18 protein-coding genes are annotated in these 18983 nt (G+C 38.5%); 3 read left to right on the top strand and 15 right to left on the bottom strand.

Translation table 11 applies throughout. From position 1 onward, the window contains the following. The first annotated feature begins 727 nt into the window (after positions 1-727). Positions 728-1171, top strand: coding sequence for a DUF4181 domain-containing protein (locus tag MKZ11_RS11635; RefSeq protein ID WP_340794594.1), 444 nt, complete (start codon positions 728-730; stop codon positions 1169-1171). A gap of 429 nt (positions 1172-1600) precedes the next feature. On the opposite strand, the gene MKZ11_RS11630 is transcribed toward MKZ11_RS11635, so the two are convergent. Then, positions 1601-3067 carry an amidase family protein gene (locus tag MKZ11_RS11630; RefSeq protein ID WP_340794593.1) on the bottom strand — a complete coding sequence of 489 codons (1467 nt, stop codon included), beginning with the start codon at positions 3065-3067 and terminating at the stop codon, positions 1601-1603. Between the two features lie 792 nt (positions 3068-3859). Here MKZ11_RS11630 and MKZ11_RS11625 point away from each other — a divergent pair. Together MKZ11_RS11625 and MKZ11_RS11620 are read left to right on the top strand one after the other, a co-directional pair. Then, on the top strand, positions 3860-5080 hold the full coding sequence (locus MKZ11_RS11625) for an IS110 family transposase (RefSeq protein ID WP_340794592.1): 1221 nt from the start codon (positions 3860-3862) through the stop codon (positions 5078-5080). A 693-nt stretch (positions 5081-5773) separates the two neighbouring features. Then, positions 5774-6763, top strand: coding sequence for a YpdA family putative bacillithiol disulfide reductase (locus tag MKZ11_RS11620; RefSeq protein ID WP_340794591.1), 990 nt, complete (start codon positions 5774-5776; stop codon positions 6761-6763). Positions 6764-7078: 315 nt separating this feature from the next. Here the strand turns inward: MKZ11_RS11620 and MKZ11_RS11615 are convergent, their stop codons facing one another. From MKZ11_RS11615 to kduI, 14 genes are all read right to left on the bottom strand, one after another. Further along, positions 7079-7522 carry a hypothetical protein gene (locus tag MKZ11_RS11615; RefSeq protein ID WP_340794590.1) on the bottom strand — a complete coding sequence of 148 codons (444 nt, stop codon included), beginning with the start codon at positions 7520-7522 and terminating at the stop codon, positions 7079-7081. 8 nt (positions 7523-7530) lie between these two features. Then, a complete protein-coding gene (locus MKZ11_RS11610) occupies positions 7531-7878 on the bottom strand; it encodes an ASCH domain-containing protein (protein WP_340794589.1) in 348 nt (115 codons plus the stop codon). Positions 7879-8018: 140 nt separating this feature from the next. Further along, complete coding sequence (locus MKZ11_RS11605; protein WP_340794588.1) at positions 8019-8753, bottom strand: amino acid ABC transporter ATP-binding protein; 735 nt, start codon at positions 8751-8753, stop codon at positions 8019-8021. 36 nt (positions 8754-8789) lie between these two features. Further along, positions 8790-9491, bottom strand: a complete 702-nt coding sequence (locus MKZ11_RS11600) for an amino acid ABC transporter permease (RefSeq protein ID WP_340794587.1) — start codon at positions 9489-9491, stop codon at positions 8790-8792. Continuing rightward, entirely contained in the window at positions 9478-10317 is an 840-nt protein-coding gene (locus MKZ11_RS11595) for an amino acid ABC transporter substrate-binding protein (RefSeq protein WP_340794586.1), read from the bottom strand. Before MKZ11_RS11595 ends, MKZ11_RS11600 begins: the two co-directional genes overlap by 14 nt. A gap of 426 nt (positions 10318-10743) precedes the next feature. After that, positions 10744-11358, bottom strand: a complete 615-nt coding sequence (locus tag MKZ11_RS11590; protein WP_340796984.1) for a bifunctional 4-hydroxy-2-oxoglutarate aldolase/2-dehydro-3-deoxy-phosphogluconate aldolase — start codon at positions 11356-11358, stop codon at positions 10744-10746. A 43-nt stretch (positions 11359-11401) separates the two neighbouring features. Beyond that, positions 11402-12349 carry a sugar kinase gene (locus MKZ11_RS11585; protein WP_340794585.1) on the bottom strand — a complete coding sequence of 316 codons (948 nt, stop codon included), beginning with the start codon at positions 12347-12349 and terminating at the stop codon, positions 11402-11404. Between the two features lie 23 nt (positions 12350-12372). Beyond that, entirely contained in the window at positions 12373-13137 is a 765-nt protein-coding gene (gene kduD, locus MKZ11_RS11580) for a 2-dehydro-3-deoxy-D-gluconate 5-dehydrogenase KduD (protein WP_340794584.1), read from the bottom strand. A gap of 31 nt (positions 13138-13168) precedes the next feature. Then, positions 13169-14176 carry a zinc-dependent alcohol dehydrogenase gene (locus MKZ11_RS11575; protein WP_340794583.1) on the bottom strand — a complete coding sequence of 336 codons (1008 nt, stop codon included), beginning with the start codon at positions 14174-14176 and terminating at the stop codon, positions 13169-13171. Positions 14177-14217: 41 nt separating this feature from the next. Further along, positions 14218-15525 carry a TRAP transporter large permease gene (locus tag MKZ11_RS11570; RefSeq protein WP_340794582.1) on the bottom strand — a complete coding sequence of 436 codons (1308 nt, stop codon included), beginning with the start codon at positions 15523-15525 and terminating at the stop codon, positions 14218-14220. 4 nt (positions 15526-15529) lie between these two features. Further along, positions 15530-16033 carry a TRAP transporter small permease gene (locus MKZ11_RS11565; RefSeq protein WP_340794581.1) on the bottom strand — a complete coding sequence of 168 codons (504 nt, stop codon included), beginning with the start codon at positions 16031-16033 and terminating at the stop codon, positions 15530-15532. Positions 16034-16048: 15 nt separating this feature from the next. Beyond that, positions 16049-17083 (bottom strand): TRAP transporter substrate-binding protein, encoded by a 1035-nt coding sequence (locus MKZ11_RS11560; RefSeq protein WP_340794580.1) that lies wholly within the window; start codon positions 17081-17083, stop codon positions 16049-16051. A 6-nt stretch (positions 17084-17089) separates the two neighbouring features. Further along, positions 17090-18067: a C-terminal binding protein gene (locus MKZ11_RS11555; RefSeq protein WP_340794579.1), complete on the bottom strand. Its 978-nt coding sequence runs from the start codon at positions 18065-18067 to the stop codon at positions 17090-17092. Between the two features lie 27 nt (positions 18068-18094). Beyond that, on the bottom strand, positions 18095-18925 hold the full coding sequence (kduI, locus tag MKZ11_RS11550; RefSeq protein WP_340794578.1) for a 5-dehydro-4-deoxy-D-glucuronate isomerase: 831 nt from the start codon (positions 18923-18925) through the stop codon (positions 18095-18097). Positions 18926-18983 lie beyond the last annotated feature (58 nt).

The raw sequence follows: 18983 nt of genomic DNA, 5'->3' as shown, positions 1-18983 counted from the left end.
CCTGCGCTAGATGGCTTTTTTGAGAAAGCGCATTTCGTTATCAGGAATGAGAACTACAACCTGGAGTGCCATAAATCAATCGAATGTGTTCAACGAATGTCTCAATACATGAGGAATGAATGAGAAATCCTGCTAATACCGCTTCGACGCTTTGTGGATGCCTCCCGCGATAAGCCGGAAAGGAGAGCACTTTCAGTCTTATCGCTCCGGCTACCACGAAGTCGCGCCTTCGCTGGATGGTCTATGTGAGAAAGAGCATTTCGTTATCTGTGATGAAATCTACAATCTGGATTCTGGTTTTCTTGACTATAATTAAATATGTAGAAATATTGAATCCAGAGTATAAACTGAGCGAAGGCATCCCCTAGCGCCGTAGCGATTCAATGGGATTCTTTCATTCAACGTATATAGTGCCACACCCCAAAAAATTCAATAACTTGTTTTCGTTTTCATAATATTACAATTGTTTGAAGATAGCCAAGGAAATGCATCAGCAAACGCCAGGTGATTACCACTGCAAATCTTCATGTTGATTAAAGGTGAAACACCATACATATTCCGAATTACAAATGTTATGCTTGTTGTACTGATTTGATTAATTTCCAATAAGAACTGTCTTCAACAAACAGGCTTGATTATTGAATAGTTATTTTATAACTTAGATAAGTAATTCATTCGATAGGTAATAAAAATGAATAAGTCTAGAATATTAAGTAGGTGAGGTTGTATGGAAGTGTTACTTTATGGTGTAGATTCATCTTTTTGGTTGAATTTCTTTCTATTTTTGCTCCTTATAGGGCTATTAATGTTTTTATTTAATGCGATTGTAAGAAAGATCCTTAAAGTGAAAAAAAAGAAGGCGTTTTCATACAATCATTTGAATGAGCAGCATAAAAAGATTGACTGGACAATTAGAATTGTCTTTGTTGTTGCTATTATAGTTGGAGGTATTATCAATGCTTCAAGACTGCCATTGATTCCAATTTTGTTTTTGGAACCATATTTTTTATTATTTATAGTAATCTTTTTAACTGAAATCGTAACAGCGTTTATGGAGTGGAAATATGCAGAAAACAGAAATGCTTATATCTTTACGGTTCTTCAATTAATATTTATGGCAATACTCCTACTCTCGATATATATAACTGATTTTTTTGGCTTGTTTGGATAGGAATAGCTTATTCAATTGGTTTAACTATTCGGGTGCGATTGTTGTAGATCGAAAGCTTAATTCTACGTCAAAAAGAAGCGGGAATTAGGCTTTTTTATCGCCCATTATTTTAGTTATTCCCAATTAGTAAATGCCGTGGCAACAAGCGGTATGTTTTCTGACCATCATTGGTAAAAAGATGACAAAAGTGATACATTCTTATGACCGTAATTATTGCTACTTTTATCATTTATAATACTATCCCTACTTAATGAATTTATACTCTATACGATCATGAAAATCAGTTTTAATAAAATTAAAAAAAGGTGTAGTATTGAACGAATTGAATTTACAATTCCACATGCACCATAAAAAAATCTAGCTATCCAAATTAGAATTTTTTTCTGGTAGTTTTTATTCATCCTGAAAGCCGGAGTACTTTAGTTTTTTCTATATTAGTTTCGGGCTTTTTCGATGCTTTGTTGCTTGTTCAAATGCATAACCAAGTTTGATTAATATACCTTCACTAAAGGCAGCACCTGCAAATGTTATACCAAATGGCCTTCCACTATCTTTGTACCCAGCAGGGAGAGCAATCGATGGATACCCAGCTTTAGCAAATATTGTCGAACCTATATATGAAGGGAAAAGAATTGCATCAAGGTCATATTTTTTTAAGGCAAAATCAATTCCCGTCTGTGAAAAATATAAATCATCCAGTTTTGCATTCAAATAGTCAGGATTCCTTAACGTATTGGGTAATCCCACAATTTCCTCCAACTTATTCTGTCCATATTTCAATGCTCTATCTGCTGTACTCTTATTAAACTGAATCAGTTCGGATATAGAATGTACAGGTAATTGCGAAGGAAGTTTGACAAGATAATTTTCTAAGCTATGTTTTAACTCAGATAGTAATACTGTCCTTTTCCACTCTCTGTGAAAAGAAGGGATTTCTATATCTTCAATGACCAAAGCCCCTTCTTCATTTAAGGTCTGTATGGCATCCTCAAACAATTCCGCATTGTACTCCTCAGATTCATAAAACGCTTTAGAGCCATTTTGAAATACACCAATTTTTGCTCCTTTTAAACCCATAGAATCCAAAAAAGATGAATAATCCTGTTGTACCCTTCCTTCGCATTTATGGGTAGCAGCGTCAAGTTCATCAACACCAACTAAAGCTCCCAATAGAATAGAGGCGTCCGTAACGGTTCTAGCCATTGGTCCTGCCGTGTCTTGAGAATAGGTGAAAGGAATGATACCCGTGCGGCTAATCAATCCAACAGTAGGTTTTATACCGACCACGGCGTTTGTAATGGCTGGACTTAGAATAGAAGCATCTGTTTCAGTACCAACGGACAATACTGTAAAATTTGCAGCAACTGCCACAGCTGAACCTGAACTGGATCCCCCAACAAAAAGGTTAGCATCGCCATATGGATTTAATACTTGACCTCCTCTGGAACTATAGCCTGCCCACATTGTACTAGACATCCCATTCGCTAGTTCTGTCATATTAGCTTTGCCTAAAATGACTGCACCTGCGTTACGAAGCTTTTTAACAAGGAATGCATCCTGACTACTACTATGATTCTCTAATGCAAGTGTTCCTGCACTGGTATGCATTGAATCATTTGTTTCGATACTATCTTTGAGAAAAACCGGAATACCATGTAAAGGGCCCCTAACGCCCCTTGTTATCCTTTCATAATCTAATGCTTCAGCAATGAAAATTGCGTCAGGATTTATTTCAAGAATAGAATTTATTTTCGGTCCGTCTTGGTCATACTTTGCTATTCTGTGAAGGTAATACATAACCAATTCTTTTGAAGTTACTTTTCCATCTTCCATAGCTGCTTGAATAGCATGAATCGTTAGTTCTTCTCTAAAAAAATCATTAAACTTAATTTCCATATAACGCTCCTTAAATGCTACAGTATTTTCATTTATAAGATAGTATTCTCCATAAACCCCAAAATCCCTTGTTCAACTTGATGGTATCGAGTATACATAGCGATTAACATAACACTAGTTTAGGACTAATATTTACCTTTCACGCTTTTGTATGGTCGACAGTAAGTTGGACAACGGTTAGTAGATCTGCTCTCTATGCTTGAACGATCTTTTTAATTGACTGTTCCCTTCGTAGAATCCCCTAGATATGTTGAGATAAAGAATTACATTGAACCGCTACAGCGCTAGGGGATGCCTCCCGCCATAAGCGAAGCCACTGAAAAAGTTCTTTTTTTAGTAAGAACTAATTGATTGTAGTGGAGAGCGGCGACTCCAGCGGGAACAGCACGAGCTGAAGACCCCGCCGGAAGAGCCGTTACGAAGAACGGCTTTTGCGAGCAAAAGCGCTAGCGTTGGGAGCACGGGGCAAGAATGCCTTAATTTCTGCAAAGAACACAGAAATTAAGGCCAATCGAACCCTTCGTAGTTCGATTGGCTGAAGCCGTGCCCGCGGAAACATACTAACATTAGTAGCACAAACCATGGCCATGGTTTGTGCTACTATTTTTTATGGTAGAAGTGAAGCGAAGTCGTGCGGACGCTGGAATCTTTGAATTCGTATAAGGAAACCGACTCACTTCACATCCTTATTTGAATCAGTTTAGTATGTTGGATCTTCGAGATCGTGTATAAGAAAGTGGAATCGATAAGGCAATGTGAAGGCTTCTATGAAACATAAGAGGAGGATGTAGGATGAATAATGTAGTTGCTTTTGACGTGAGTATGGGAAAAAGTACAATGGTGGTGTACGATCACAATCAACATTGCCGATTCGAGGGCGAAATGGAACATACAGTCACTGGGTTCATGTGGCTAAAAGAGAAGTTGAACAATTTGAAAGAACAATCTGGCAGAACACCTGAGATCGTGTTTGAAGCTACCGGGGTCTACTCACAAGGACTGGAACGCTTTCTTAAGGAGGAATGTTATCCATACAAAAGGCTAAATCCCCTACAAGCGAAGCTGCAAATGGCCTCTATGCGCAGAAATAAGACAGACATTAGTGACGCACATGAGTTAGCCAAGTCCCATTTTAAGGTTGACCGTGAAGAAACGTATGTCCAGGAGGCCTACTTTGAACAAATGCGTGCGTTGGGGCGTTACTACGACGATGTTGAGAAAGAGATTCAGCAGTATGCGAATCGATTACACGCCTTTCTACAGCTGAGTTTTCCAGCACTGGAAAAGGTGTTCTCCAAAAGGTCGGTCTTGTTTTTAAATGTGGTTCAATTGTATCCCCATCCAGATTGTCTAAAAGGTCAGTCAAAGGAAGAAATTGCGAAAAACATCAAACAAGCCACTTATAAGCACCTCTCGATTCACAAAGCAGAAGAGAAAACGATGGAACTGCTCATTGCCGCAGAAGACACGTATCCAGCTATCAAACAGGACGATGTTCGGTGCCTGCACTTAAAAGAAGACGCAGCCCGTATAGCAGAGCTAAGACAAAAGAAGAATGAAATCATTAAGCAGATGGTGGCACTCTCCAAAGAACGTGTAGATTTCCAAGTACTTGTATCCTTTCTGGGCATCGGAACACCTACAGCAGTCCGGCTTATCGCAGAATTGGGGGATATCCGTCGCTTCAAGAATCCGAAACAGGTAAATGCCTACGCAGGAATTGATATCCAACGGTATCAATCCGGGAAGCTGCAGTACCAGGATCGGATAAATAAGCGAGGGAACCGTAGGTTGAGAAAAATCCTATATTTCATGGTGATGTCCATGATTTCTTTGCGACAACGAACGAAGAATACCATTGTAGACTATTATGATCATTTAAAAAAGCAACCTCAGAGGAAACCTCATAAGGTTGCGGTCATAGCTTGTGTGAATAAGTTCTTGAAAGTCGCATTTCACCTTATTCAACACAGAGTCCTTTTTGATTACGAAGCAGCCCAAACCAGTTCGTAATAAGGATATCCAAACTATAGCACAGAAGACCTTTCGAAAAAATAGATAATCGTCAGGTTTATTTGTGCTACTTAAATTCTCTAGCGGAGACCCCACGTATTCCTATCCTTTCTTGATTTCTCTCTTGTTGCTTGTAGTGGAAGCGCTCGACTCCTGCGGGAATAGCATGAGCCTTGAGACCCCGCAGGGAGCGAAGCGGACGAGGAGGCTCAAGCCATGCCCGCGGAAAGCGAGCGCTGGAACGAAAAGCAATTGCCTTGGGCTATTCTTTATTCCCCCACCAATTTTTTTAGAAATTACTTGACTAGAGGTAAGAAAGCGTCCGCTCGGAACGGAAATCAACGGGATTGAAGGAAATCGTACTTTTTCAGTCCCCTCCCATAAGCCAAGCAGCTTCACCGCCAGTCTTATGGCTTCGGCTACCCCTTTTAAGGCGCCTTCGCTCGCTTACACACCGGATTCAATACTTCAACTTTTATAGATTGTCGGTAAAATAGATTGAATTGTTTTTAATGCGTAAAACAAGACATAATACCATTAATTGTTTTATATTCTTTCGGTATTTCTACATACTATCTGGGTATACTGATGGGTACGAATTATGCTTCTTTGTTTCATTATCCATGTAACATTTCTAAAAAATTAATGCTTATAACCGTCTTTATGTAAAATTTCAAGGAGGATTTTTAGTTTATGTATGATGTTGTTATTATTGGCGGTGGCCCGTGTGGCTTATCAACGGGTCTTGCCCTTCAAGAAAAGGGATTTTCTTATGTAATTATTGAAAAAGAGGCGATTGTCAATTCCATTGTCAACTGTCCATTACATATGACTTTCTATAGTACTTCAGATCGTTTAGAAATTGGCAACATTCCATTCCTATCACAAGATGTACGACCAAATCGAACGGAACTATTAAAATATTATCGCCTTGTAGCTGAAAGACAAGAAATTAATATTAAGTGCTATCAAAAGGTTAATTCTATTTCAAAGAACGCTGCATCCTTTACTGTCCACGCAGAAGATCTCAATGGCAACACCATTCCCTACGAAGCGAAGATGATTGTTATCGCAACCGGAATTTTCGATACGCCTAGACAACTAGGGGTAGACGGAGACAATTTAGCGAAGGTCTCACATTATTATAAAGAAGGTCATCTTTATTATGGACAACATGTTACTGTTGTCGGCGGTAAAAATTCAGCAATTGAAGCAGCTATTGATCTTTATCGTAACGGAGCCCATGTTACACTTGTGCATCGTGGAGAAACTGTCTTGGAGGGTATCAAACCATCCTTATTATTAGATATGCGTAACCTTCTTAAAAAAGGAAGGATTGATTTTCATCCCAATTCCAGTATTGCTGCTATCGATGAATCAACCATTCGTATAAACTCTTCTGAAGGAACAGTTACACTTCAAAATGACTATGTATTCTCCCTTATCGGGTATCAACCTAATATCTCACTGCTTCAAAGCATCGGAATTCAAACTGACCTCTCTTCATTAGTTCCTTCCTTTAATCCAGAGACATATGAATCAAATGTTAAGAATATTTTTCTTTCTGGGGTTGTAACGGGTGGCATTACAAATCGTGTTTACATTGAAGACGGACGCTTTCATGGCATGAAAATCGCAAATGAAATTGCACAACGTCTGTCCTATGTTCAAAATAATTTATGATGTTAAAAGCTCTCCAAACCACAATTAATGTGATTTGGAGAGCTTTTTTCATAATACTTTCTATTTGTAGGTGCTGGTCTATATTTTTGGATTCCGCAGCCTATCATTTTCACACCCCCTCACTCTTACTAGATGACTACTTTCAAAAAGGTATCGAAAATATTAATAAAAGAATACGCCCACTGATCCCGGTAAGTAGTAATAGGTTAACTCGTCACAACAGCTCGCGCGTTTACAGTAAGCTATGTGAAAATAAAAATCAAAAAAGACATGCACCGGTTAGATGCACATCTTTTTCTATGTATCGTGGGTTATCTACCAAAGCATCGGTTTTTGAACCATGAGCCAGAGCATGATTAGCATAAGACCGATATAAAGCCATGAAGTATTATTTAAACGATCAAGTATCTTATTTTTATCAGCATCTGGATTTTTAAACTTCCGTAGTACAACCGTAAATCCCCTTGCTAGAAAAACTCCAGATAGCAGTAAAACAGCAAGCGTCATGATTACCCACGACGTATACCACGGCCAAGGTCCAAATATCAATAAGAGGACACCTGTGTAGACGAGGGCATGTCCTGCATGCATGACCAAGCGAATGATGGCATTGATAATAGACAAGAAAGCCTGCTCAATGCCTGTTTCAACGCTACGCAATCGCTTTATAATCGGCATTAATATAAATAATGGACCTATAGCGAGGACAGCACTAATAACATGCAAAAAGACAATCGCACCATAGACTCCTGAATTCATTCAGAACATCATTTCGCTACAGGGCTATATTCATGCACCCAGACACTCATCGTCGGTAACCATGGCATTTTATCATGCATCGCAAGAATGGATTGTTTATATTCTTCCATCGTTGTGTAGCCTTCTTGTTGTGCGTGTTCATCCGTCATTTCACCAAGCGTCTGTGAATAGATTGCATCTACTTTGAATTCTTTACCTTCAAGTACCATCACTTCTCCAAGATCTGCATAAACACCATTGCGGCGAGTAGCTGTCTTTTCGCCGTTCAGTACTTTTTCAACATCTTTTGGAATCGTAACAAGCCTCTCGATTGAACATGTTTTTTTAGGTAATACGACATTTGATTGTTCACTCATGTAAATCCCCTCATTTCATAAAATAGCATCCCTTCCATCATAACTATTTTCAACAAATTTAGCGAGACTTCCGATTATCACCTAATACAAAAATAACCGGTCCCTTACAGGCTAACCAATTATCTCACCTTGTTTATTAGTCATGAAATCAAATTCAAAAATTGTTTAGTTCGTTCTTCTTTTGGATTTGTAAAAAGTTCACTTGGTTTGTTTCGCTCAATTACCTTTCCCTCATCTATAAAAATGACCTCGTCGGCTGCGTCCTGTGCAAAACGCATTTCGTGTGTAACAACGACCATTGTCATGCCTTCATTGGCAAGATCTTTCATAACCTGCAACACTTCGCCCACTAGTTCCGGATCCAGAGCGGACGTAGGCTCATCAAACAACATTACTTTCGGCTCTAATGCCAATGCTCTTGCAATCCCCACTCGTTGTTGTTGACCTCCTGATAGTTGGAAGGGATAGAAATCGAACTTGTCACCTAACCCAACCTTCTTTAACAAACTCTCTGCTTTTTTGCGTGCTATATCTTTGGCTTCTTTTTTTACGATGACCGGCCCTTCCATCACGTTTTCAAGAGCGGTCTTATGAGGAAACAAATTATAGTTTTGAAATACCATACCTGTTTCACTTCTAAAATAGTCAATTTCCTTTTTCGCTACTCGTTTCGCGAAGTCCGCTTTATGACCATCAAGCGCTATACTTCCGGCTGTGGGGACTTCCAGTATATTCAAACACCTAAGCAGTGTCGTTTTACCAGAGCCCGACGGACCTATGACAACAACAACTTCTCCTTTTTTCACTTCCAAATCGATACCCTTTAACACTTCAAGTTCGCCAAACTTCTTATATAAACCTTTTATTGAAATCATGGTGTACACCTTCTTACAATTGTTTTTTTCAGCTCATCACTTAGCCACATATCGATCCAATCGATGCTCGACTCTGTCTTGAATTAAGGAAAGGATAAAACAAATGAGCCAGTAGATGATAGCAGCTTCAGTATAAAGAAGTAAGAACTCATAGTTTGCAGAAGCAATTTCTTGAGCTCTTCTGAACATTTCTGTCACTAAAATAAGAGAAGCCAGCGAAGTATCTTTCACAAGACTGATAAACGTATTCGATAAAGGAGGAATAGATACCCTAGTTGCTTGTGGCAATATGATTCGCCTTAATGTTTGAGCATAATTCATGCCAATCGTATGCGCTGCCTCCCATTGTCCTTTCGGAATCGATTGTATGGCTGCACGAATAACTTCAGAGGCATAGGCTCCTACGTTTAATGAAAATCCGAAGACAGCCGCTGGAAATGGGTCTATAATTATTCCAATCGTTGGTAATCCAAAAAACAAAATAAATAGTTGAACGAGTAACGGCGTTCCACGTATTGCGGATACATAAATTCTTGCAATAATTTGCAGCGGCTTGCTTGTAGATATTCTTGCCAATGCAGTTAATACTGCTAGAATAATCCCGAAGAAAAAAGAAATAAACGTTAATGGTAGCGTATAGTAAAGAGCTCCCTCCAGCAATGGCCGAAGGGATGTCAGGGCAATATCAAGTAGTTTTTGTACTTTTTCTGGGTCAGCTAAAATATTAGTTAAGTACATCTTCACCAAACCATTTCTCAGAGATTTTTAAGTATGTGCCGTCTTCAATCATTTCTTTTAATGCTTTATTCACCTCGGTAATGAGTGTTTCATTACCTTTTCTAAACATTAAACCGCTCTGCGATACATCATCTGCTGTATCTACAATCTCTACCGCTGCATCCGGTTTATGCTTTTTGAAATCTAAGAACGACATTTTATCATTTATTGTTACATCGACACGTTTAGAATTGATGAGCTCAATGGCTTGATTAAATCCTTCAACACCCACAATTTCTGCATCATACGATTTTGCAACGTCTGCATAGTTGCTCGTTAATGACTGTGCGGATTTTAACCCTTTAATATCTTCAAAACTTGTTACATCTTTATTATTACTATTCGCTATAAGCACAGCTGCCGAGGTAATATATGGTTCCGAAAAATCGTATTTCTCAATACGGTCCTTACGAATCCCTACTTGGTTAGCAATCATATCGAAACGTTTGGAATCAAGCCCTGCGAAAATTGCATCCCATTGTGTTTCTAAAAATACAGGTTCTACCCCAAGGCGTGTTGTTATTTCTCTTGCAATTTCTACATCGAAACCAGTGAGCTCCCCTTTATCATCATGAAATGTAAATGGCGGGTATGTTCCTTCCGTTCCGATTACTAACTTGCCTTCATCCTGTACTTTTGTAAGTAAGTCTTCAACTTTCTTTCCTGAATCACTGTTTCCTTTAGTTGCTTCACTACCGTTCGTATTTTCTTTATCTGTTTTCCCGCATGCCGTAAGCAAAACGATTGCAGTTATTAATAGAAGTAGCCGTAAACTTAATTTCTTCATATCTATTCTCCTTAATTCATATTAACTTACTTGGTTATTAGTATCATACAATATTTTATGCAGGCGGTCAAAATAAGTGCTGTCTATCTTGGATAACTGAATGCTATATAAACTGAGTGAATATGCCTTACAAGGGGTAGTCGTAGCGGATTCGATGGATTTTTTTATTTCAACATATATCTGAAAAACAGGACATCGCGCTAAGGGATAAATTTGAATTTGTGACATTTTGCTTGCCCCACTTCGTTCGGTCCCAATGCTAACGACTAAAACTAAGACAGAGACTTCTGCTAAAAACCTACACTTTCTTATCCTGCCCAAAAAGCGCTGATCCTAATATAGGATCAGCGCTTTTATACTAGTATTTCATTAGATTCTTTTCGTAAAGTTGTAGTGTAATTCTTTACATTAACCTATGACTTCATACTATTTAACCGCATTAATCCATTCAACAACTTCAGCAGTAAGAGCATCCCAATCGTTGTTTTCAATAAACGAACTGTTAAGTAATGAACCGCCCGCACCGATGGCAACTGCTCCGGCCTGCAAATAGCTTTGCGCTGTTTCCTTTGTAATACCGCCTGTACACATAATAGATACGTTGGAAAGAGGTCCTTTCACATCTTTAATGAACTGTGGTCCTAATACCGAAGCTGGAAATACTTTCACCATTTCTGCTCCGTATTGAGTAGCTTGAACCATTTCACTTGGTGTAAACACACCTGGTATAACTAATAGCCCAAGTGACACAGCATATTTAGTAAGATTCACATCAAAATGCGGAGAAACGATAAACTCAGCACCCGCTTCAATTGCATGATCACAATCTACTTGACTCATAACAGTTCCAGCACCCACTAGAATCTCGGCACCATATTTCATCTTTGTTTCTCTTATCATTTCAACAGCTTTGTCCGTATCCATCGTAATCTCAATTACTTTAATTCCGCCATCTATCAAGCTTTGAATAATTGCTTCACTTTTATCGTACGGAATTTTTCTTAACACAGGTATGATAGGTACTTTAGAAAACAACTCCATATTCATTCAATCCTTTTCCCTTCATGTACAGCTTATATTATGTCTATCGCTCGATTACATCCTTCAATCCTAAGAAAGCTTCTACCTCTTCAAAATAAGGTAATCCTTCGTTATCTCCATTTACTTGGACTACCATTGCGCCGATTGCATTCGCAAAATTTAATGACCTCTCAATTGGCCAATTATTTAACATGCCAAATAAAAATCCAGCATCAAATCCATCGCCTGCACCCACCGTATCGACGACTTTTTTTACAGGATGACTTTGTTGAAAAATCCACTCATTATTCTTCAAAGCATAGGAACCAGCTTCACCATCTTTTATTACAACTTGCTCAAAATTATATTCATTTAGCGCTGTAATCAGCTCATTCTGATTGGCTGTTTCAAATAGAAGTTCAAGTTCTTCTCTGCCGGCCAATAAATAATCAACATACGGCAAGTAAGTTAACAAGGTGCTCCTAGCTTCTTTTTCAGACCATAATTTAAATCGAATATTTGGGTCTAATGATACTTTCACATTATTTGTTTTCGCTATTTCCAATGCTCTCAAAATTACTGCCCGATTGTTTGCCGTAATAGCTGGAAAAACGCCAGTTATATGTAGTATTTTCGCATTTTTAATATACTCTTCGGGAAGCTGCTTGGGTAATAACATTTCTGTTGGAGACTTTTGGCGATAGTAAAATGTTTTTCCATCGCCCGATTCTTGTATTTCTTTAAAATTAATAGATGTGGGGTAACCCTCTTCTAATTTCACTTCTGAAATATCAATACCTTCACCGCGAACAGTATTTACAATATGACGGCCGAATTCATCTTTACCTAGTCTGCTGATCCAACCAGCTTGTAGGCCTAAACGCGCGCACCCGATTAATACGTTTAACTCGGCACCGCCTATTTTTCGTTCAAACTGATTTACAAATCGAAGAGGACCTTTGGTATTCGGATTAAAGGTAATCATCCCATCTCCTATAGAAATAACATCCATGACAACCATCCCCCACTTCTTAATTATCTACCCATCCATCCGCCATCTACAACGAGGACGTGGCCATTCACATAATCCGAAGCTTTGGAACTTAAAAATACAGCTGCTCCCACCATATCTTCAGCTTCACCCCAACGATTTGCCGGAATTCTATCTAATATTGATTTGCTTCGTGCTTCGTCTTTACGGATTGCTTCTGTATTATTCGTCTCGATGTATCCAGGTGCAATGGCGTTCACTTGTACCCCTTTACTTGCCCATTCATTTGCTAGTGACTTCGTTAAACCAGCGACTGCATGTTTACTAGCCGTGTATGCCGGCACGAACAGGCCACCTTGGAAAGATAGAAGTGAAGCGATATTAACAATTTTTCCGGCTCCATTTTCAATCATTTGTTTCCCTATTAACTGTGACAAAATAAATACCGAGTTAATATTTACATTCATAACACGATTCCACTCATTAATATCATAATCTGCTGCCGGCTCACGATAAATGGTACCAGCGTTATTTATCAAAATATCAATTTTATGCTTCTCAAGAACGGGAGCCAGTTTTTCTTTAATTGAATCGACTTCACTCAAATCAACAATTAGCGTTTCACATGAACCGTTAATTGTTTCAATTTGTTCTTTCGTTTCACCGAGGTTATCGCGATGTCCAAGCAATAATACATGGGCACCTGCTGAAGCCAGCCCAATCGCAATCGCTTGACCGATTCCCGTTCTCGCTCCTGTTACTAATGCCGTTTTGCCTTGAAGTGCAAAGAAATCTAATGTGAATGACATTTCATCCATCTCCTTATCTAATTTTCAATCATTATTTATTAAATTCGAAAAGAACTTTAACTGCTCCAGTTTGGTTAATCAAATCATCAAAACCCTGGGCCGCCTGCTCCGGTTGATAGACATGCGTAACAACACGATCGATTTCATCACTTTTCTCCAATATATTTAATGCGATTTTAAAATCAACAGGGGTATAGACCCTTACAAATTGTATCGATAATTCCTTGAACATTCCTTGTAACAGATTGATTTCTGCAGGATTTTTGTAGGCCGCAACAATAACAATTTCGCCTTTAACTTTCACAATATCAGTCAAATACGGTAATACTGAAGGATGTCCCGCGCAATCAAATACTATGTCTGCACCTTTGCCTTTTGTCCACGATTCTATTTCCTCAGAAACATTTTTGATTGTTGGATTAATCGTATTAAACCCAAATTCGCGTGCCTTCTCAATTCTTTTTTCATTTGTTTCTATCAACGTAAGATCCGTACAACCAAAGTGTTTTAAACAAAATGCAACACAAAGGCCAATTGTGCCAGCGCCAAAAACAACAGCCGAATCCCCAGGCGTATATCCACCTTGTCTAATTGCATGAATCGCAACAGCGATTGGTTCACTTAATGAACCTTTTTTCAAAGACACCTTTTCGGGTAAGGCAACAACACAATGACTTGGCACACTAACAAAATCCGACATTCCGCCATCGGAGTCAATGCCCACTAATTTAAGCGATTCACAAACATGGCTTTTCCCCTGCAGACATGCGTTACATTCACCGCATGTTAGTAACGGATTCACAGTAACCTTTGTCCCTTTAGATAAATGGGGATGCCCACTTTCCACTACCCCGGAAAACTCGTGCCCAAGTACTAAAGGTGCTTTCGCTCTAGGATGAGAACCTACAAAAATATTCAAATCCGTTCCACATATTCCTGCATAAGCAGTTTTTATTAACGTAAAGCCTTCAATTGTTTGCGGCATCGTGATTGTATTTAGATTCACTTTGTTCGGTCCTCCATAAACAATGGCCTTCATGATACCCCTCTTTCCATCACGTATTTTCAAACACCAATTCTTTATTTAATCAAACCTAATAACTCAGGTATGAACAATGAGATTTGCGGGATATATGTAACAATCATTAATACCAATACCGTTACTAAAAAAAATGGAATTAAAGGTTTAATGACATCTTCAATTTTCAAATTGGCAACTCTTGCTCCAACAAATAGAACTGGTCCTACTGGAGGAGTAATTGTTCCAATAGATAAGTTAAAGACCATCATAATTCCAAAATGCACAGGATTCATGCCAAAGCTTAAAGCAATCGGTAAAAAAATCGGTGTGAATATTAGTACTGCTGGCGTCGGATCCATAAACGTTCCTACAATCAATAAAACAATGTTCATGATAAGTAAAATGACTAATAGATTGTCAGTTGCGGCTAGTAATGCATCCGCGATAATCCCTGGGATATTTGTGAATGCCATAACCCAAGACATAATCGAACTTACACCTATTAAGAAAATAACAATGGCCGTCGTCCTAGTAGACTCCAAAAATATTCTAGGTAAATCTTTAACTTTAATCGTTCGATATACAAATGATAGAAAGAGTGAATAAACGACTGCAATTGCCGATCCTTCGGTGGCTGTAAATACACCTTTAATAATCCCACCAATTACAATCACAATAAGTAAAAGACTCGGAATCGCATCTAAAAATACACGAACTCCCTGTTTAAACGTTACTCTTTCTGCGCTTTTATAGCCCCTTTTTCTTGCCATAAAGTAAGCGACAACCATACAAGCTAGACCCCACATAATCCCGGGAATATATCCGGCCATAAAGAGTGCAGCGATAGAAGTTCCTCCACTTACTAAAGAGAAGACAATCAACGTATTACTAGGTGGAATTAACATACCCGTCGGGGCTGATGCAATATTTACTGCGGCACTAAACTTCCGATCGTATCCTTCTTTTTCTTGTAACGGAGACATTGTACTACCTACTGCAGCGGCTGCCGCAACCGCGGATCCGCTAATCGAACCGAATAGCATGTTTGCAACGATATTAGTATGTGCTAATGAGCCCGGCAATCTACCACTAAGAACCTTCGCGCAATTAATGAGCCTAATGGCAATACCACCGTTGTTCATGATAACTCCTGCTAGGATAAAGAATGGAATTGCCAAAAGTGTAAATGAATTCATACCCGAAAACATTCGTTGAGCTGAAGCTAACAAACCGTTATCAAAGCTCACAATTGAAAACATAGCTAGCGCAGAAGAAACACCTATACCCACACTTATGGGAGTCCCAATAATGAGGAAAAATGCAACACCTACAAATAGTATTAAGGCTGCCTGAACTGCAACATCCATTTGTTTAACTCCCCTCGTGCAAATTAATTTCTTCTAAAGGTTTCTTTTTCTTGGATATAATATAGATGTTGTATACGCAGTAATACATTGTGAAAATTCCACTTAGTGGGATTGCTAAATACAAATAACCCATCGGTAAATTTAGTGATGCATTCATTTGATTCCAAGCAAGTGAAGTGGCGGCGAAGCCGCCCTTCACAAGAATCAGCGCGGAAAAAGCGAATATGACAACTTCTATAAACACTTCTGTGATCATTTGTAATGTTCGTGGGAATTTGTCCTTTATGAAGTCAATCGCCATGTGACCGTTTTCTCCAAATACAAACGCCGCGCCAAATAGTACCAACCATACAAATCCATACTTCGCTAACTCTTCAGAAATAGCACTTGGATTATTAAAGAAGAAACGGGTGATTACTTGCCATGTAACAAGAACGACCATTCCGCTAAATAGAATCGTACATATTGTAGCTAATATTTTATCTAATGCATTTTTTATTATTTCCATATCATCACTCCACTTTTATTTAGCTGCGTCTCTAACCTTTTCATAAAGAGCTTTTGCGGAATCAGAAGTTAATTTCTCTTCTACTAGTGGTTTAACTGCATCTTGGAATAGTTTAATATCGGGTCTGTTAAATTTAGCTCCACCTTGTTCAGCGATTTCGATAGCTTTGGCAACTTCTTCATCCCACAGCTTAACTTCCATATCAATCGCTTCTGCCAGTTCTTTTTGAAGAATTTCTTTATGTTCATCGGACATATCGGATAGAATATCCTGATTAATTATTAGATAATCAGGAAACATTAGATGTTGTGTATACGAGTAGTAAGGTGCGATTTCACTATGTTTTAGGTTTGAATAAATAAGTTCGTTATTCTCCCCGCCTTCAAGAACACCTGATTGAATAGCCGTATAAACTTCACCTTGACCCATTGGTGTTCCAACTCCGCCCATGAGCTTCATCATTTGAACATTTGTGTCACTTTCAATAATTCTTATCTTCATTCCTTTTAAATCTTCTGGATTTTCAATTGGCTTCTTATCGTTATATACGTTCCGGGATCCTGAATGAAAAGCCCCCAAGACATTTATACCGTCACCTTCTAGCGATGTATATAAATCTCCAATGATATCGGGATTATTAACTACTGACATTTGATGCTCTGTTGAATCGAATACGTAAGGAAGATTGAATACAACAAAGTCTTCATTAAGATTTTCTAATAACCCACCTACTACAATCGACATTGCAATGGTCCCTGTTTGAACAAATTCAATTGTTTCACGTTGAGCACCAAGTAATTCATTTGGATAAAGTTCAATCTTATAAGCTCCATCAGTTGCTTCATAAAACTTTTCACTTAAATCTTCCATCGCTTGATATTGTGGATGTGTCTCCGGTTGATTAAATGCCATTTTCAACGTCGTTGTCTTAACCTTTACATCTTTTTTTGTTCCGTTCTCCTCACCAGAGGCATCAGATCCACAAGCAGAAAGAATAGCGAGCATCATAAATACAATTGTTAATAATGTTAAGCTTTTCATTTTCTTCATCTAGTTTCACTCCCTATTTTTTAATTTGTTTACAGGATAATGTAATAGTTGACCATCTAGAAACCTTACTGATTCTTCAGCCACTTTTCTTTTCAGTTCTTTTGCAGATTGTTCTGAATACCAGGCCATATGTGGTGTGCATAAGAAATTATCCCGTAACAATAGAGGTGACTCTTTTGCTATGGGTTCTTGTTCAGCAACGTCCAATGCAGCTCCAGCAATCCATCCATTTTCTAATGCAAGGTTCAAAGCTTCTTCATCAATAATCCCGCCCCTTGAAACATTGATTAAATATGAGGACGGTTTCATTTTCTGTAACTCTACTGTACTGATTAATTTCTGTGCCGAATCTAGAGGACAATGAATAGAAATCACATCAGACTCCGCTAACAATTGATCAAATGATACAAATTCAACTTGATTGTTAAACCCGTAACTACTATTCTTATTTCTATTCGGATCATAAACAACCACCCTACAACCAAGTGCAAGCACGCGTCGTGCAAATTCAGTTCCTATCCTACCCAGTCCGATAATGCCTATCGTTTGTGCAGAATGCCTATAAATCGGAATTCCTTTTTGATAATCCCATTCTCCATTCTTCACAGAACGATTCATTTTGGAAATCTTTCTTGTTAGAGACAACATCAATGCAAGCGCATGATCTGCGACTTCTTGCGTACCATAATCGGGAATATTACACACTTGAACCCCATGCTCTGTCGCTGCATCTAAATCGACATTATTAACCCCAACACCATAACGAACGACAAGTTTTAAATCCGGACAGCTTTCAATTACATTTTTTGTTATTGGGGCATACTGATTGATCCAAACAGATGCACCTTGGCATTCCTCAATTAAATCTGATTCTGTCTTACATTGCTTCAAGACGAATGTCTTGTTTCCAAAAGCTAATATTTCTTTTTCGATGGTTATATTTTCATGATCACAGTCCGTAATTACAATTTCAAAATTAGTCATACGCTTGACCACCACCTTACTTTTCGATTAACGAAGATCCTTCATCTCAACAAAATCCATATCATCAAAGTCTATGTTTTCTCCACACATTCCCCAAATAAATGTATAGTTCTTCGTGCCGATACCAGAATGGATTGACCAACTTGGTGATAAAACAGCTTGCTCGTTCTTCATGACGATATGTCTTGTTTCATGAGGTTGTCCCATTAAATGAAATACTCTTGTGTCTTCTTCCATATCAAAATACAAGTAAACTTCCATTCTTCTTTCATGCGTGTGACATGGCATCGTGTTCCAGCCACTGCCTTCTTCAAGAATCGTCATCCCCATACTTAACTGACAAGTTTCCAAGACATCCGGATGGATAAATTGATGGATCGTACGTTTATTCATGGATGCTTCTCCACCTAAAGGCCTCGCAATCGCTTTTTCCAAGTCTACTTTTACAATTGGATACTGTTTATGTGCAGGGCATGAGTTCAGGTAAAACTTCGCAGGTTTTGCAGGATCATTTGAGTGGAAAACAACTTCTTTTACACCTCTGCCTACATAAATCCCTTCCCGGTTATTTACTTCATACTTTTCACCATCCAGTACGAGGTATCCATTTCCACCAATATTAATGACTCCTAATTCTCTTCTTTCCAGGAAATAAGAGGCTGCCAGTTCTTTTCCGGCATCTAATGTAAGCGCTTTATCTTTTGGCATAGCTCCCCCATAAATAATGCGATCTACATGGCTATAAGTGAGAAGAACTTCGTCTTCCACAAAAATAGATTCCATCAAAAATTGTTCGCGCAATTTCTCAGTTGTATAACTTTTTACGTCCTCCGGATGATGTGCATACAATGTTTTCATAATTTATTACACTCCATTCATGATTTTTATTACTGTAAGTATTTTTATCCCCATCAAC

The organism is Sporosarcina sp. FSL K6-1508, from assembly GCF_038007465.1.
GTDB classification, from domain to species: Bacteria; Bacillota; Bacilli; order Bacillales_A; family Planococcaceae; genus Sporosarcina; species Sporosarcina psychrophila_B.
The sequence above is the reverse complement of the archived record's forward strand: the minus strand, read 5'-3'. Positions and strand labels throughout refer to the sequence as shown.